Origin of the sequence: Synechococcus sp. H55.7, assembly GCF_047462395.1 — a bacterium.
Classification (GTDB): domain Bacteria; phylum Cyanobacteriota; class Cyanobacteriia; order Thermostichales; family Thermostichaceae; genus Thermostichus.
Window position 1 is genome coordinate 85,925 of sequence record NZ_JANSJD010000002.1, and the last position, 16,756, is coordinate 102,680.

A 16,756-nucleotide genomic window follows, 5' to 3' on the forward strand; every position below is an offset into this window, starting at 1 on the left:
ACCCAGTCCATCGCGATAGATGGGGGGCACCTGCTGAGTTGGTCTTCACAGGGCAAAAAGCAAAGGATCCCCGGCAGGTACGCCCGTTCTGCACCCACTATCTATACTTTAGCGATGCTCTGGAGAAACTTTAGTGAAACATGCTGCTGACGGAGCTGTCTTCGTGGATGCGCCAGATCGCCTCTCCCAGCACGTTCGCCACCGAGAGGACGGTCAAGCCTGGAAAATGCCGCTCTGGAGGAATGGGGATGGTGTTGGTGACGATCACCTCTTCAAACAGTCCGCCCTGCAGGCGTTCGATGGCCGGATCGGAAAAGACAGGGTGGATGGCGCAGGCATAGACCGCCTTGGCCCCCGACTTGCGCAGCAGCTTCGCCCCTTCCGAGATGGTGCCTGCCGTGTCGATCATGTCGTCTACGAGGATGGCGATTTTACCGCGCACATCGCCAATGAGGTTCATGACTTCCACGTCGTTGTGGGCCTGGCGGCGCTTGTCGATGATTGCCAGCGGAGCTTCCTTGAGTTTTTTGGCAAAGGCACGCGCCCGCGCTACCCCGCCCACATCGGGAGAGACGACCACAATATCTTCGTCGAGCAGGCCTTTTTCTTTGAGGTAAGCCTGCAGTACCGGCTGGGCGTAGACGTGGTCGAGGGGAATGTCGAAGTAGCCCTGGATCTGGGCCGAGTGCAGATCCATGGCCAGCACCCGGTGTGCCCCCGCCTGGGTGATCATGTTGGCCACCAGCTTGGCGGTGATGGCTTCCCGTCCGGCGGTTTTGCGGTCGGCGCGGGCGTAGCCGTAGTAGGGCAAGACGGCAGTGATCTGGCGGGCCGAGGCGCGGCGGCAGGCGTCGATGATCACCAGCAGCTCCATCAGGTGATCGTTGACCGGGCGGCAGGTGGGCTGCACCAAGTAGACATCGGCACCCCGGATCGACTCCTGGATTTGGATGTACAGCTCGCCATCGGCAAAGCGCTTGCGCAACATAGGCCCCAGATCCATGCCCAGGTAGCGCGCCACCTCCTGGGCCAAATCCGGATTGGCGCTGCCTGAGAAGATTTTGAGGCGGTTACTATCTGAGATGGGTGGCAGGGGAGAAGGGCGAAGCAGAGGGGCAGGGCGAACCACAGATCGATGCTGAACTCGTCCGTAGCCAACGCCTGACGGCGAGCTGCCGCTATCGTAGCACCGACGCTTGCAACCTCAGCAACTGTATTCTTCGGGATTTTGGGTCTGGGGGGGCAGGTTAGCATAGACGGGATGAAGGTGGAGCTGCTGCACATCCACAAGCGCTTTGGGGCGGTACAGGCGAACCGCGATGTGTCCTTGCGGGTGGAGGCGGGCACGATCCACGGTCTGCTGGAGGAAAATGGGGCCGGCAAAAGCACCTTGGTCAAGATCCTGAGCGGCTTTCTGCGCTGCGATCTGCGGGTTGGACATTGAGTCGGCGCTGTGGGTCTGGAGTCAATTGCTGGAACGCGCCCAAGCAGGGACGGCTATTGTTTTTGCCTCGGCGGATTTGGACGAGATCTTGCCGTACAGCAACCGAGTCCTGGTGTTCAGCAGCGGACAGGTCTCGGAACCCATGCCGGCGGCGGAGCTCACCGTTTCGCGGCTGGGGCAGTTGATGACTCTCCCCGTCCTGCCCAGCACCCACGCTTTGCTGGAGCATTTGTGAAGAGCATAGCAATCCAACAGAGCAAGGCTTAGAGTAGCAGTGGCCCCAAGCCTTTTTGCTCAACGAATCCGGCCATGGGATCCCAGGATAACATTCCACCTGAGGGAGCCGAGCAGTCCCGCTCTTACTCGTTCAACTTCACCGTTTCGGGATCCCGGCAGCAGGTTTTGCGGGGGTTGCAAGCCTTGCTGGAGCTGGGTTTGCTGACGCCGGAGCACTTTCGCCATCTGGTGGAGCAGTATCGGCTGGAGGCGGAATCGGCGCCAGGAGCCACTTCTGTCGGCGGGGGGATCCCAGCCAGTCTGGGCTCGGCCTACGTGCTCTGGATTTTAGGTTTGTTCGGCCTTTGCGGTCTGCACCGCTTCTATCTGGGTCGCTGGCGCACAGGGCTGCTCTGGCTGCTGACTTTTGGGCTGCTGGGGATCGGCCAGCTCCTCGATTTGATCTGGATCCCGCAGATGGTGCGGGAAAGAAATGCTGGCTTGGCCGGCTCTGGGGTTGTCGTGGCGGGGGAAGAGCCGCCAACCGAAACCAGGGAGCTCTCCTCTCCCCCGGGGATAGCTGTGTTGTTGCACAACTTGCTGTCTGAGCTGAGCGTAGCTTGGCTGCTGCTCCTGGGCCTGTTTTTGGTGGTGGTCTCTTCGGGGGTGCTGGCGGCCAGCCGCTGGCAAGAGTTTTCCCCGGCAGCTCAGTACGGGGTGCTCTTGGCTTATACGGCGGCGTTTGGGGTGGGAGCGAGGTGGGCGCAGCGGCAGGACGGGCTGCGTCTGACAAGCCAAACTTTAGAGGCTGTTGCTTTGCTGCTGCTGCCGATCAACATGTGGGCGCTGGACGGGCTGGGGATCCCGTGGGGGATCCGAGCTGTTGCTTTGGGGTTACTCACAGGGATCCCGTGGGGAGCCTGGCGACGGGCCGACTTGCTGGGGGCGGGTTCTGCTTTCTACGGAACGTTGGTGAACTTCTTATCTCTTTCTGGTTTACACCTCTTCTGGAGCCTAGGGCCGCCGGAGTCTCGTCCCACTCTTGTCCTTGGGATCCTCTACTTGGGGATCCTCAGCACCGTGATTTACACCTGGAGCCGCCGCTCGCTGGCCCGGCTGTGGCTCATCGGGGCGGCTGGATCCCTGTTGATCTTGCGGGGGTTGCTCTCGGGGCAGGTGCAGGTGTCGCAGTTGGGGTTGGCGGTGGCCCTCTTGGGTTGGCTGCCCCAAAGCCCGGCTGAGGACTACGAGCCGGCTCAGGTGGGGCGGCCCTGGTGGAGCGGGGTGCTGTTGATTTTGGGCTGGCTGCTGGCGGCCAGCGACTGGGGGGAGAACGCCTGGCAGGTGTTGGCCATCAGCCTGCTGGGAATCCGCTTCTTGGCGAGGCGACTGAGCCAACGTCAGCAGAGGGTGGAGTTGGCGCTGCTGTTTTTGCTGGGTCTGGAAACTGCCTGGGCCTTTTGGCAGGTGTGGCCGGCAAGCTGGCGGGAGAGCGTGCTGGCGCTGTTAACGGGTGGGTTGCAGCCCCTCGACTCTGTTTGGGGGCTGCTGGGGCTGGTGCTGTTGCCCTATGAGGTGCTGTGGCTGGGGCTGGCGGCCCGCTGGCAGCAGAGACCTCGGGAAGGCGAGGAGGCGGGTTTTGCGGCGCTGGCAGAACCGACGGAGCGCTTGGTGTTGGGGCTGGGCGGATCCCTCTTGCTTTTGAGCTTTCCCCAGCCGGCGATTTGCTTTTGGCATTTGCTGTTGAGTACTGGCATCCTGGCCTGGTGGCTGCGGCAGAAGTCCAGGGTTGGCGCTGGGTGGGTATTTCTGACCCATGCCTATGGGCTGGGGGCGCTTCTGGCCGGGATCCGCTGGCTTTGGCCTGATTGGAGCCTGTCCAGTTGGGGGGCCATCTTGCTGCTGCTGGGCTTGCTGGAATGGACGGGGCGGGTGGCGCTGGGCGGGCGGTTGTTGGCAGCCTCAGGACATTTTGGGGGACTGCCGGTGCGGCTGTGGCAGCAGAGCGCCGAAGGGATGGGGCTGGTGCTGCTGGGATCCAGCTACTTTGTGTTTTTGGCGCAGGGCACGGAGTCCATTGGCTGGCTGTGGCTGGCGGTGCCCTCGGTTTTGACGGCGGCGCAGGTGTGGGCCTGGCCGCCCCTGGCGTTTATGCCTCGCTGGTTGCAGATCCCGGAGCAAGGGGGATCTTTTTCTTGGCGACAAGGGATTCCGGCGCGGGGATCCCTGCGCCTTCTGGCGGTGCTTTCCCTGGTGATGGCCCAGGGGCTCACCCTCGGCAGGCCGGGCCTGGATCTGCTCGGGCTAGGGCTGGGAGTGCTGCTGCTGGCAACTCAGGTGTGGCTGTGGGCTTCTCCCTCTCCCAGTTCTCCTACTCCAGAAGCACTGCTGGCGGTGGCCTTTGGTGTAGGGATCGGCCTGGTGGGAATCAGCCGGCTATTGCCGACGCTCACGGAAGCGGAGTGGCTGCTGGCCTTGGCGGTGCTGGGGTTGCTCTTGAGCGGCTGTCGCTACGGAATTTTGCGCCTCTCTTCTCGCCTACAAGCCGCTTACCGACCGGCCCTGGATGGCTGGGGCCTGCTGTTGGGGTTGGTGCTCCTCTTTGCCCTCACAGTGGCGACAACGGCGGCCCTGGCGGATCCTTCTCGGCTCCCCATTTCCGTCGGCAAGCAGCCCATGTTCCCCGGCGCTCTGCCCTTGGCGGCTGGGGTGGCCCTGGTGGCGCTCGGCCTGCGGCTGGGGGTGGCTCTCTCAAGGGGTGGCTCGGCGGTCGTTGGCGCCGACGGGACGGACTCTGCCACCGGCTCGGTTTCCTGGGCGGTGGTGGAAGGGATCGCCTACGGGCTGATCTGGGCTTTGGAGCTGGGGGCGACCGGCATCCTGCTCTGGGTTGTGCAGGGATCCCGTCCCGTCCTGCCTCTGTGGGCCGTCCTCAACCTGGGCTTGGGGATCCTCTTCTGGATAGGGCCGGAGAAACTCCTGTTCCCCGGCGGGGGAGAGCTCCTGCAGCGAGTCCAGACCCTGAGTTGCTGGAAGACAGGGCCGCTGATCTATGCCGGGCTGGGTTGGCTGGGATCCCATGCCCAGTGGAGCGAGCTGACGGGCGTGGGCAGCTTAGGCCTGGCCATCGTGTTGTTGGGCCTGGGGCAGGGGATCCCAGGGGCACAAGAGCAAGGTGGGGACTCCGTCCCACTTACGCGAACGGAAGAAGACCCTCCCGTCAACTGGAAGGGGATCCTGGGGGCCTGCGGGATGTCACTGGCTGCCTACGAGAGCTGGATTCACTTCCTGAGCCAGCAGACAGGGGGATCCTGGGGAGATGGACTGGTGCTGACCGCGTTGCTGGGATGGCTCCTGGCAGTGGTCTACCGCCTTTGCCCCCCTTGGCTGGTGGCGACCCTGCAGCTTAAAAGAGCTTGGCTGCGCTGGATGGCCTCGGCCAACTGGGCCCTGGCCAACCTCGTCCTTTGGCCTGCGCTTTTCGATCTTCGCCTCAGCCGGTGGGGGCGGCTCCTCTGGGTGCTGACGGGATCCGGCCTGGCGGCCTATGCCGCCGCCCAGGGGAGAAGATCGACGCCGGGATCCCCGACAGAGCCGGGCTGGCTGCCAACGGCCTGGTGCCACCTCAGCGCTTGGCAGGGAGTCGGCATCTGCCTGGGTAGTATGTGGCTGGGCTTCCCCAGCTTGAGGGTGGAGCAATGGGCCGGATCCCTGCTCTGTGGGCTGGGACTCCTCTATTACTTTCTGCCCTGGCAACGGTGGGGCTGGCCGGCGGATCCCTGGTCAAATACGGCCTTGGTGGCGCCGTTGCTGGCCCTGGTGGTGACGGCGGGCGGCGACAACAACAGCAATTTGTTGCTGGGGGCAGCCTACTACGCTTTCTTGGCCATCTGGCGCTCCCAGGTGCGCCTGGGCTACATCAGCTTGTTTTTGAGCAACTGGATCCTGTGGAATTACGGCTGGCAGCAGGATTGGGCTTCCCTGACCCTCTATGCCCTGCCTCTGGTGGGATCCCTGCTCTATGTGGCCCAGGTGGATCCCGGACTGCAACAGGCTGGTGCTCGAGAGAGTCGGCACCGGCTGCGGGCCTTCTCGTCGGGTCTATTGGTGTTGGTGACTTTGATCGAAACCCACGGGCAACTGGGGGCGGGGTTTTGGCCGGTGGGGCTGGGCTTGGCTTTGGGGGTACTGGGTTTGGCGCTGCGGGTGCGGGCCTACCTGTGGGCGGGCACCCTGGGCTTTGGCCTGGGCGTCTTGCGGCAGGGGTGGCTGTGGGTAACCACTGACCCAATCCTGTTGTGGGGGATGGGGATCTTGCTGGGGGTGCTCTTGATTTGGGCAGCAGCCAATTTTGAGCAGCGCCGAGAACAGGTGGGATCCCGGCTCTCTGCCTGGCTAGAGCAACTGCAGGGCTGGGAATAGAGATAAACTGGTGCCGGCGTCGCTCCATCAGATATGGCCCTCTTCCTGTCCAGCGCTGATCCGAAAGTGCCCCCCCAGTCAAGGTGGAAACAGCTCCTGCAGCAAATCCTGTTGCCTTGGCGGGAGTTCGACGGCATTTTGCTGGCCACGGTGCTGGCCTTGACGGGCATCGGCATCATCGCCATCCGCAGCGCTGTCTGGGAGCGTCCCATCAGCCACTACTGGCTGCAGCAGTTGATCATGGCCGGGATCAGCCTGGTGTTTTTGGCGATGGTGGCGCGGATCCCCTACGAGCGGCTGCTGCGCTGGCATTGGTTCACCTATGGCCTGACCTTGGCGGGCTTGATTGCAGTGCTCTTTTTCGGCACGGCGGGAGGAGGGGCAGAGCGGTGGATCTCCATTGCCGGCGTCCAGGTACAGCCTTCCGAGTTTGCCAAGTTGGGGGTCATCATCACCCTGGCGGCCATTTTGCACCACTGGCCAATCAAATACTTCAGCCAAATCTGGGTGGCTGTTGCCGTCGTCGCTCCTCCTTGGGTTTTGATCTTCCTGCAGCCCAACTTGGGCACTGCCCTGGTGTTTGTGGTGATCTTGCTGGTCATGCTCTACTGGGCCGGGGCCAAGGGCAGTTGGATCCTCCTGCTGCTGTCGCCGGGGGTGGGGGCCATTCTCTACGGCCTGCACACCCGCGCGGAGTTGAGCTGGATGCTCTGGGTCTGGCTGATCTGGTGCCTGGGCATGGCGAGCCTAGCGGCTTGGCGGCTGCCTTGGCGGTGGACAGGAGCGATGACCTTTGGAGTGATCAACCTGCTCTCCGGGCATCTGGGCCAGGTGGCCTGGCACATCCTCAAGCCCTACCAGCGGCGGCGGCTGGAGATTTTTATCGATCCCATGCAAGAGCCCTGGGGATCCGGCTACCACCTGATTCAATCCCGCATCGCCATCGGCGCCGGTGGGCTCTGGGGCCGTGGCATCCAGCAGGGCACCCAAACCCAACTGGACTTTATCCCCGAGCAGCACACCGATTTCATTTTCTCGGCCATTGGGGAAGAGATGGGCTTTGTCGGCACCCTGACGGTGCTGATCCTGTTTTGGATTCTGTGTGCGCGGCTGATCTGGATTGCCCAAGGAGCCAAGGACAATTTCGGGTCTCTCATTGCCATCGGGGTGTTGGCGATGATCCTCTTTCAGGCGGTAGTCAATATCGGCATGACGATTGGCTTGGCCCCCATCACCGGCCTGCCCTTGCCTTTTTTGAGCTATGGCCGCTCGGCTCTGTTGACCAACTTTCTGGCCATCGGCCTGGTGGAATCGGTGGTGATGCACCGCCAACGCACCACCTTTTTCAAGTAATTTCAAGAGTTCCCCTCTCCCTTTGGGACAAGGGCCGGGGATCGATCCCTTGCTCTACCCCTGCTGGGGTAGGTATCCTATTCCCACCCCCCTCCCGTCGTTCCTTGTAGGGAGCTGCGGCGCGGTTGGGATCCCTTGTCTGTACCGGTCTTGTCGCCATGTCTCAACCGGCCCTGGAGTCGATTCTGCAGGAAAAACGCCTTTTCCCGCCGCCTCCCTCGTTTGTGCAGCGGGCTCGCATCACCCCTGAGCGCTACCAACAGATTTGCCAAGAGGCGGAAGCGGATCCCTTGGGGTTTTGGGAGCGGCTGGCACAGCAGGAATTGCACTGGTTTCAGCCTTGGCAGCAGGTGTTGCACTGGGATCCGCCCCAGGCGCAATGGTTTGTGGGGGGACAGCTCAACCTCAGCTACAACTGCCTGGATCGCCATTTGGACAATGGCCGCCGCCACAAGCCCGCCCTCATCTGGGAGGGGGAGCCGGGGGACACTCGCACCCTGACCTACGAGCAGCTCCACCGCGAGGTCTGCCGCTGGGCCAACGGCCTCAAGTCTCTGGGCATTCAAAAAGGGGATCGGGTGGGGATCTACATGCCGATGATCCCGGAGGCCGTCATGGCCATGCTGGCCTGTGCGCGGATCGGGGCAGCCCATACGGTGGTGTTCGGCGGGTTCAGCGCCGAGGCCCTCAAGGAGCGGCTGCGGGATGCGGAAGCCAAAGTCGTCATTACCGCCGATGGGGGCTGGCGCAAAGATGCCATCGTCCCCCTCAAGCCCCAAGTGGACTTGGCGCTGGCGGAAGGGGTGCCCAGCGTCGAAAAAGTCCTGGTGGTGCAGCGGACAGGACAAGCTGTGTCGATGATCCCGGATCGAGATATCTGGTGGCATGAGCTGGCCCCCAGCCTAGAAGAAGCCTGCCCCGCCGAGCCTATGGACGCGGAGGCGATGCTGTTTATCCTCTACACCTCCGGCACCACCGGCAAGCCCAAAGGCGTTGTCCACACCAGCGGCGGCTACAACCTCTACACTCACGTCACCTGTCAGTGGATCTTCGATTTGCAAGAAGAAGACATCTACTGGTGTACTGCCGATGTTGGCTGGATCACGGGCCACAGCTACATCGTCTATGGCCCCCTCTCCAATGGTGCGACGGTGTTTATGTACGAGGGGGCGCCCCGACCTGCTAAACCCGATTGTTTCTGGGAGCTGATCGCCCGCCACCGCATCTCGATTTTCTACACCGCCCCCACGGCAATTCGGGCTTTTATGAAAAGTGGCGACGCCCTGCCCCGCCGGCATGACCTCTCCTCGCTGCGGCTGTTGGGCACCGTGGGCGAGCCGATCAACCCGGAAGCCTGGATGTGGTACTACACCGTCATCGGCAGTGGGCGCTGCCCGATTGTGGATACCTGGTGGCAGACCGAAACCGGCGGCATTATGATCTCGCCCCTGCCGGGAGTTACACCCACCAAGCCGGGATCCGCCACCCGCCCTTTCCCGGGCATTGCGGCAGATGTGGTCGACATGGAAGGGAACCCGGCCCCAGAAGGGGGTTATCTGGTGATCCGCCGTCCCTGGCCGGGCATGATGCGCACCCTTTACAAAGATCCGCAGCGGTTCCGCTCCAGTTACTGGGAGCGGATCCCACCCAAGGATGGGCAGTACTTCTACTTTGCCGGGGACGGCGCCCGCCGGGATGAAGATGGCTACTTTTGGGTGATGGGCCGGGTGGACGATGTCATCAATGTTGCCGGCCACCGTCTGGGCACGATGGAATTGGAATCGGCGCTGGTCTCTCACCCAGCCGTGGCGGAGGCAGCGGTGGTGGGGCGACCGGACGAGATCAAGGGAGAGGCGATCGTGGCTTTTGTCATCTTGGCGGAGGGCTACGGGCCGGGCGAAGCGCTGCGCCAAGCGCTGATGCAACATGTGGTCGAGGAGATCGGAGCCATCGCCCGCCCCAGCGAAATTCGCTTCACCGAGGCGCTGCCCAAGACCCGCTCTGGCAAGATCATGCGCCGCCTGCTGCGGCAACTGGCTGCCGGCTCCGGCATCAGCGGCGATACTTCTACTCTGGAAGACCTGGGGGTGCTGGAACGGCTGCGGCAAGGGGTGTGAACTGCCAACGCGCCGGCACTAAGATGGGGACATCGAGTCCTGGGTTGTCAAGCTCGCATGTCGCCTCTGGATCCCGCACTTTACTTTGACCACAGCGCCACCACTCCGCCTCGGCCTGAGGTGATCGAGGCTATGGGGCTGGTGATGCAGGAGAGTTGGGGCAACCCCTCCAGCTTGCATGGGTGGGGAGAACGGGCGGCCATGGCCATGGAACGGGCGCGGCAGCAGGTGGCCGAGCTGCTCAACTGTGAGCCGGAGACGCTGCTGTTTACCTCTGGCGGAACGGAGTCCAACAACCTGGCCCTGTTTGGGGTGGCGCAGCGCTACTCCACTCCCCAGCATCTCATCATCTCCAGCGTCGAGCACGCCTCGGTGGAGAATGCCGCCCGTCGGTTGCAGGCCCAGGGCTGGGAGGTAACCCGTCTGCCGGTGAACTCCGCCGGCCAGGTGGATCCCCAAACCTTGATCCAGGCGTTGCAGCCCAAGACCGTTCTGGTCTCCATCGTCCACGGCCAGAATGAGGTGGGATCCCTACAGCCGATTGCCGAGCTGGGCCGCCTCTGTCGCCAGGCTGGGGTGCTCTTCCACACCGACGCGGTGCAGACGGCGGGGCGGATCCCCCTGGATCTGGCGCAACTGCCTGTAGACCTGCTCTCCCTGTCTGGGCATAAGCTTTACGGGCCGCAGGGGGTGGGGGCGCTCTATGTGCGCCCAGGGGTGGAGCTGCAACCGTTGCTGCGGGGGGGCGGGCAAGAACGGCGGCTGCGAGCCGGCACCCAAGGGATCCCTGCCATTGTCGGCCTAGGGGTGGCGGCGGCTTTGGCAGCCCAAGAGCTGGAGCGGGAGACGGCCCGCCTGCGGCAGTTGCAACGGCAGCTGGCCCAGTTGCTGGCCTCTGTGCCGGGTTTACGGCTGATCGGCCCCTCGGATCTGGAGCAACGCCTGCCCCACCACCTCAGCTACTGCACTGCCGCGATCCCGGGGCACGTGCTGGTGAGGGAGATGAGCCGCCAGGGAATCGCCATCAGCGCCGGCTCTGCCTGTAGCAGCGGCCAGCGGATCCCCAGCCGTATCCTTTTGGCCATGGGCTATTCCGAGGTCGAGGCCCTGGGATCTATCCGCCTCAGCCTGGGCAAGGCCACCACCCAAGCCGCGGTTGAGCAGGTGGCCCGCTCCCTGCAGGCTCTCCTCCGCTCTGCTGCTGGATCCCTTGAGGAGAAGGCAACCCAACCCCTGCCGTCGGCTCCTGCCGCTGAATTGGCGGCTGGGTTAAGGTGATAGAGAGTTACAGGGCTGGTCGTCATGGCTGAGATGAGTCCGTATCAGGTCTTAGGGGTCAGCGAAGAAGCCTCCTTTGAGGAGATCCAATCGGCGCGGGCCCGGCTCCTGGCCAGCTTGGGTGCGGATGAACAGCAGCAGGAGCGGGTGGAACAGGCCTACGACGCCATCCTGATGCAGCGCCTGCGCCTGCGCAAGGAGGGCAAGATCGCCGTCCCCGACCGCATTCGCTACGCCGAACAACGGGCTAGCCGTCCAGAGACAGAACCGAGTTTGACCCGTCCTGCTGCCCAAAATCCCCCCTGGATCAGCCGTTGGCTGGATAGCCCTTCTGCCCCGGATGTGCTCTGGCCCGCCGTGTTGCTGGGAGGGCTGGTGGGTTGGGTTGTCTTGGCCCCTGATGAGTATCCCTCCCTGCAACTGGCGCTGGGGCTGATGACCTGCATCTATTTCCTGTACCGCAAGGAGCGCCGCTTCCTTCGCGCTTTTCTCTTGGCGCTGGCAGGACTGAGCCTAGGACTGATGTTGGCCTACGGCATTGCCCTTCCCCTCACCGGCGGCGATGCCCCCGGCGCCCTGTTGGTGGGGATCACGTTTGGGGTGATGTGGCTGATAACCAGCTTTTTGCGCTAGTTGGGGAGCTTCAGGTATACATTTGTGCTGCCTGTTCATTCAAGTCGTCCCAAGCCGGCTTGAGATACAGCCACTTCAAACAGCAACGAAACGGTTCGTTACGTCGTTCCCTAACTCCCCTCTCCCTCAGGGAGAGGGGTTGGGGGTGAGGGCCCTGAGGGAGAGGGGTTGGGGGTGGTCGCGTGAGCGGCGCGGAGCGCTTGGGCTAGCTCCCTGAGGGAGAGGGGTTGGGGGTGAGGGTCTGGTTTGATTGAACCAGGCGGGCATCCTCTCATCTGCCGAAGCGCCGCTGCCGCGACTGATAGCTGAGCAGGGCTTGGTGAAAGGCGGCGCGGTCGAAATCCGGCCAGAGGATGGGGGTGAAGTACTGCTCGGTGTAGGCCATCTGCCAGAGCAGGAAGTTGCTGATGCGCATCTCGCCGCTGGTGCGGATCAACAGGTCGGGATCGGAGAGGCCGGTGGTGTAGAGAAATTGGGAAAAGAGGGCTTCGTCGATCTGATCCGGTTCCAAAAGTCCCTGTTGCACCAGGGTGGCAATCGAGCGGCAAGCCTGCAGGATCTCCTGTCTGCCGCCGTAGTTGAGGGCCACCGTCAGGCAAATGCCCTCGTTGTGCTGGGTGCGTTCCACCGCATGCAGGATCGTGTCCTGCAAAGACTGGGGCAGGGCCGACAACTGGCCGGCAAACTGGATGCGCACCCCCTGCTGCACCATTTCCGCCAGCTCCTGCCACAGCACCTGCTCAAACAAAGTCATGAGAAAATCGACTTCTTCGCGGGCGCGGCCCCAGTTCTCGGTGGAGAAGGCGTAGGCGGTGAGGGCGGGGATCCCCCAATCATCGCAACAGCGCAACAGCTCCTTCAGGGCCGCTACCCCGCGCTGATGCCCGACACTGCGGGGCAAACCCCGTTTTTGCGCCCACCGCCCGTTGCCATCCATGACCACTGCCACATGGCGGGGCAACAACTGCGGATCCAGGTCGGCAGGCAACTGCAGAAGATGGACAGGAGAAAGGGTCATGCGGCTCAGTCTTTGGGAAGGGTTTTCTCGGGTTTGCGAAAGCGTTTGGCCAGATCGAGCAGGGATCCCCACCAGCGCAGCAGTCCATTGCGCAACCACGGGTGGGCCCACAATCCCTGCAGCGGGGCATCTCGTTTTTTAGCATCGCGGGGATTGCGCAACCGCTGCACCAGCAGTTTGTGTAGCTCGGCACTGGTCAGGGGTCGCTCCAGGCGTCCGCCTTCTGCCAGCGAAATGGATCCCGTTTCTTCTGAGACCACAATACACAAGCAGTTGGCTTGTTCGGTGATCCCCATGGCGGCGCGGTGTCGTGTGCCCAGTTGTCGGGAGGCGGCCCGCTCCGAAACCGGCAGGATCACCCCCGCTGCGCGAATGCGATCCCGGTGGATGACAACGGCCCCATCATGGAGCAAAGTTGAAGTCTGGAAAATCGTCTGCAGGATCTCCCGCGACACCCGCGCCTGGAGAGAGACCCCTTTGTCGGTAAACACCCGCGAGTCAATGGGCTGATCTGGCTCGATTACAATCAGCGCCCCTGTCCGGTTTTGGGAAAGCTCTCGCACCGCCTGCACCAATTCTTCCACCAAATCCTCCTCAGGGTCGTCCTCGTCATTGCCTGCGTTGCCCGGCCACTCAACGCGGATGGCCCTCGCCAGTTGCTCCAGCAGCCGCCGAAACTCCGGCTGAAAGAGCACGCCCATGGCTACAGCTGCGGCCAGGAGCAGGCGATCCAAAATCAGGTGCACCAGCGGCAAGGAGGCTGTGGCCAGGTAGAGCACCAGGAGCACCATAAATCCCCGCACCAGCACCCCGGCCCGGCTCTCGCGGGTGTAGTAGAGGGCCAAAGCCAATAGCAAGACAGCCAGAGCCCAGTCCAAGAGGCTGAGAAAGGTAAATTGCTGTAGCCAAGCCCATAAGGCTGCCAGCATGCCAAAAAACCCCGTTCACGCTCCCCTCATTGCAGACCTTCTGCCTGTGCCGCTCTCAGAACCCTTGTTGACTGCGGCCCCCAGACCAGCCTACCACCCACCTCCTATCTGTTTTCCAGTCTCGCCCGCCCAAGACCGATGTGAGTTGCCCTTGCGGGACAAGCGGTACCCCCTTCCTCAACTGAGACGGCTGTGGTCAACCAACCTCCGCCTCACCGCCGCAGCCGCTCCGGTAAAACATCTTGACGAATTAGGTCGGCATAAGTTTCTCGCCGCAGGATCAGCTGGGCCTCTCCCTCATTGACCAGCACCGCGGCTGGTCGAGGAAAGCGATTGTAATTGGAAGCCATGCTGTAGTTATAGGCCCCCGTTGCCAAAACCACCAGCACTTCCCCTGCCATTGGGGCCGGCAGAAGCACATCCTTCAACAGCACATCTCCCGACTCGCAGTGTTTGCCGGCAATTGTGACCCGCTGCGTGGCCTCGGCCTCAGGGCGGTTGGCCAGAAGGGCGGTGTAGCGGGCTCCGTAGGTGATGGGGCGGGGGTTGTCGGACATGCCGCCGTCGATGGTGATGTAGAGACGTCCTTCGGGCAGGCCATCGCCCGGCGGGATCCGCTTTTGCCCCCCCAGGGTATAGGCGGTAACAGCAGCCGGCCCAATCACGGATCGTCCAGGCTCGCAGAGCACCTTGGGCAGCGAGATCCCGGCTTCTGCAAAAGCCTGTTGCACCGCTGTCGCCACTGTTTCCACCCACTCCGGAATGGAGGGGGGATCGTCGGATTCGACATAGCGGATCCCCAGGCCCCCACCCACATTCAGCTCTTGCAGAGGCAGCCCTCGCTCCAGCCCTTGCCGCCAGATCTGAGCCAGCACCCCTGCCAGATCCCGGTGTCCTTGCAGATCAAAAATCTGGGATCCGATGTGGGCGTGCAGCCCGACGCACTCCAACTGGGGATGGGCAGCTATCCGATCCATCGCTTCCGGCAGTTGCCATCGCCCGATGCCGAATTTGCTATCGGTTTGGCCGGTGCGGATGTACTCGTGGGTGTGGACATCGATACCGGGGTTAACCCGCAGCAACAGGCGGGCTGGTCGTTCAGAGGTGGCCAGGGCAGCCACCTGCTGCAGCTCGTAGAGGCTATCCACCACCAAAGTACAGCCCGTTTCCAGAGCCAGGTTCAGCTCCTCAACAGACTTGGCGTTGCCGTGCAGGTAGAGATCTTCGCCTTTGGCTCCTGCCTGCACAGCCGTGTACAGCTCCCCGCCGGAAGCCACATCCAGTCCCAGCCCCTCCTGCAGGGCCAAAGCACAAATGGCCAAGCAATTCCAGGCTTTCGTGGCGTACAAAACCCGGAATTCCCCCGCGTAGCAGCGGGCCCAGGTGTGGCGGTAGAGCCGGCACGCCTGCCGCAGAGTCCACTCGTCCAGGATGTAGAGAGGGGATCCAAACTGGCGCACCAGCTCCACCACGTCGCAGCCGCCAATTTCTAGGTGCCCCCGGCTGTTGATGCGGCTGGTCAGGGGGCGCAAAGACTGGTTGGGAGAAACTTGTTCGACGGGGGTGGGGGTGCCAAGGGTTGAAACCATAGTGACGAGCAAAAAGACTGTCCTACACCCTATCAAGTTTTCTCTCCAGTTTGGCCGAGGAAAGGCCCTCAAGCCCGCGCTTGCCAGGGGGATGGCTGCCTGCCCGGCCCCGCTAGGGCACGTTCCTCACAAGTGGATTCGATCTTGGCTGGCACTTTCTGCTACTATAGAAGGCCAGTGTCTGGGGGTCGATGCCCGAGGGGTTAAAGGGGGCGGACTGTAAATCCGCTGGCTTACGCCTACGTTGGTTCGAATCCAACTCGGCCCACCATCGGGTTTGCCCACGTGGCTCAGTGGTAGAGCACCCCCTTGGTAAGGGGGAGGTCACGAGTTCAATCCTCGTCGTGGGCTTACAGGATGTGGGTGGCCCCTGTTGGCTGGGGCAGAGTCTCGCCTGGCTTGCAGACCTCGCCGCTGAGAGAGAAGGCCCGTGTAGCCGTGATGCGCACCGGCACCAGGGATCCCTTCAGTTGTTCCGGATCCCCTGCGAAGAACACCAAGCGATTGCCGCGGGTGCGCCCCATGGCCTGGCGGGGGTTTTTCGGGTTGGGGCCTTCCACCAGCACCTCCTGCACTTGGCCCAGGAGTCGAGCGCTGCGGGCGGCAGCCACCTCGGCCACCAGTCGGTTCAGCCGTTGCAGGCGATCGCTTTTTTCCTCTTCCGGCACTTGGTCAGGCCACTCCGCCGCAGGGGTGCCGGGACGGGGGGAGTAGGCGGCGGTATTTAACAAGTCAAAGCCGATATCCCGCACCAGTTGCAGGGTTTCTTGGAACTGGGCTTCTGTTTCGCCCGGAAAGCCGACGATGGCATCGGCGCTGATGGCCGCTTCCGGCATGTATTGGCGGATGAGCTGGATGAGTTGGCGATAGCGATCCTGGGTGTAGCCGCGCCGCATCCGCTTGAGCACGGCGTTGCTGCCTGCCTGGAAGGGGATGTGGAAGTGCTCGCAGACTTTGGGCAGCTCGGCGCAGGTGGCGATCAGCTCCTCGGTGAAGTAGCGCGGGTGGCTGGTGGCAAAGCGGATCCGCTCGATCCCTTCCACCGAATGGACGAAGCGCAACAGGCTGGCCAGGTTGGTCTTGGGATCCAGATCCCGCCCGTAGGCGTCGATGTTCTGGCCCAGCAAGGTCACCTCGCGGTAGCCCGCCCGGGCCACGTCTTCGATCTCGGCGCGAATGGCCTGAGGTTGGCGCGACTGCTCTTGTCCCCGCACCAGCGGCACGATGCAATAGGTGCAGCGTTCGTTGCAGCCGTAGATGACGTTGATCCAAGCGGTTACCTGGCTGTCGCGGCGGGGCTTGGTGATGTCTTCTGGGATCTCGATGGGATCGGTGGCCACCACCTGGTTGCCGGCCTCCACCTGCGCCAGCAGATCCCCAAGGCGGTTCACGTACTGGGGGCCCATGACCAGATCCAACTCGGGGACGCGGCGCAACAACTTTTCTCCCTCTTGCTGAGCCACACAGCCGGCCACGATGAGCTTGATGGCCGGGTTTTTCCGTTTGCGCTGCGCCTGGATGCCCAGGTAGGAATACACCTTCTGCTCAGCATTGTCGCGGATGGTGCAGGTGTTGTAGAGAACCAAATCCGCCTGCGACTCATCTTCGGTGGCCACATACCCCAGCGACTCCAGGATCCCGGCCATGCGCTCGGTGTCGGCGCGGTTCATTTGGCAGCCGAAGGTGATGGTGTGGTAAGTGGGAGCAGCCATGGGAAGAACAGCACCAAAAGCCATCATTTTGAGCTTAGCGGATCC

At 62.8% G+C, this 16,756-nt stretch carries 12 protein-coding genes and 2 tRNA genes; 9 read left to right on the forward strand and 5 right to left on the reverse strand.

Annotated features, from left to right (window positions below):
- Window positions 1-130: 130 nt before the first annotated feature.
- Complete coding sequence (locus NW851_RS01310; RefSeq protein ID WP_414333885.1) at window positions 131-1,129, reverse strand: ribose-phosphate pyrophosphokinase; 999 nt, start codon at window positions 1,127-1,129, stop codon at window positions 131-133.
- Window positions 1,130-1,261: 132 nt separating this feature from the next.
- On the opposite strand from NW851_RS01310, the gene NW851_RS01315 reads away from it, so the two are divergent.
- The 7 genes from NW851_RS01315 (at window position 1,262) to NW851_RS01345 (ending at window position 11,463) form a co-directional block, all read left to right on the forward strand.
- On the forward strand, window positions 1,262-1,444 hold the full coding sequence (locus NW851_RS01315) for an ATP-binding cassette domain-containing protein (protein WP_414336679.1): 183 nt from the start codon (window positions 1,262-1,264) through the stop codon (window positions 1,442-1,444).
- Window positions 1,434-1,679 (forward strand): hypothetical protein, encoded by a 246-nt coding sequence (locus NW851_RS01320; protein WP_414336680.1) that lies wholly within the window; start codon window positions 1,434-1,436, stop codon window positions 1,677-1,679. The genes NW851_RS01315 and NW851_RS01320 overlap by 11 nt, the downstream gene beginning before the upstream one ends.
- A gap of 74 nt (window positions 1,680-1,753) precedes the next feature.
- Window positions 1,754-6,082, forward strand: a complete 4,329-nt coding sequence (locus tag NW851_RS01325) for an NINE protein (protein WP_414336682.1) — start codon at window positions 1,754-1,756, stop codon at window positions 6,080-6,082.
- A 33-nt stretch (window positions 6,083-6,115) separates the two neighbouring features.
- Window positions 6,116-7,435: a rod shape-determining protein RodA gene (gene rodA / locus NW851_RS01330; RefSeq protein ID WP_414333893.1), complete on the forward strand. Its 1,320-nt coding sequence runs from the start codon at window positions 6,116-6,118 to the stop codon at window positions 7,433-7,435.
- A 158-nt stretch (window positions 7,436-7,593) separates the two neighbouring features.
- A complete protein-coding gene (gene acs, locus NW851_RS01335) occupies window positions 7,594-9,552 on the forward strand; it encodes an acetate--CoA ligase (RefSeq protein ID WP_414336040.1) in 1,959 nt (652 codons plus the stop codon).
- A gap of 57 nt (window positions 9,553-9,609) precedes the next feature.
- The gene (locus NW851_RS01340; protein ID WP_414336684.1) at window positions 9,610-10,830 is read left to right on the forward strand and encodes a cysteine desulfurase family protein; all 1,221 of its coding nucleotides are present in this window, start codon (window positions 9,610-9,612) and stop codon (window positions 10,828-10,830) included.
- Between the two features lie 33 nt (window positions 10,831-10,863).
- Entirely contained in the window at window positions 10,864-11,463 is a 600-nt protein-coding gene (locus NW851_RS01345; RefSeq protein WP_414336036.1) for a CPP1-like family protein, read from the forward strand.
- A gap of 271 nt (window positions 11,464-11,734) precedes the next feature.
- Here the strand turns inward: NW851_RS01345 and NW851_RS01350 are convergent, their stop codons facing one another.
- The 3 genes from NW851_RS01350 to lysA form a co-directional block, all read right to left on the reverse strand.
- Window positions 11,735-12,481 carry an isoprenyl transferase gene (locus tag NW851_RS01350; protein ID WP_414336686.1) on the reverse strand — a complete coding sequence of 249 codons (747 nt, stop codon included), beginning with the start codon at window positions 12,479-12,481 and terminating at the stop codon, window positions 11,735-11,737.
- Between the two features lie 5 nt (window positions 12,482-12,486).
- Window positions 12,487-13,410, reverse strand: coding sequence for a diadenylate cyclase CdaA (gene cdaA, locus NW851_RS01355; protein WP_414334907.1), 924 nt, complete (start codon window positions 13,408-13,410; stop codon window positions 12,487-12,489).
- Between the two features lie 212 nt (window positions 13,411-13,622).
- On the reverse strand, window positions 13,623-14,999 hold the full coding sequence (gene lysA, locus NW851_RS01360; protein ID WP_414334906.1) for a diaminopimelate decarboxylase: 1,377 nt from the start codon (window positions 14,997-14,999) through the stop codon (window positions 13,623-13,625).
- A gap of 185 nt (window positions 15,000-15,184) precedes the next feature.
- Here lysA and NW851_RS01365 point away from each other — a divergent pair.
- Both NW851_RS01365 and NW851_RS01370 read left to right on the forward strand, forming a co-directional pair.
- A tRNA-Tyr gene (locus tag NW851_RS01365) sits at window positions 15,185-15,270 on the forward strand.
- Window positions 15,271-15,278: 8 nt separating this feature from the next.
- Window positions 15,279-15,350: transfer RNA gene (locus tag NW851_RS01370), tRNA-Thr, on the forward strand.
- Here NW851_RS01370 and miaB read toward each other — a convergent pair.
- Complete coding sequence (gene miaB / locus NW851_RS01375) at window positions 15,350-16,711, reverse strand: tRNA (N6-isopentenyl adenosine(37)-C2)-methylthiotransferase MiaB (protein ID WP_414334905.1); 1,362 nt, start codon at window positions 16,709-16,711, stop codon at window positions 15,350-15,352. The genes NW851_RS01370 and miaB overlap by 1 nt on opposite strands.
- Between the last annotated feature and the right edge of the window lie 45 nt (window positions 16,712-16,756).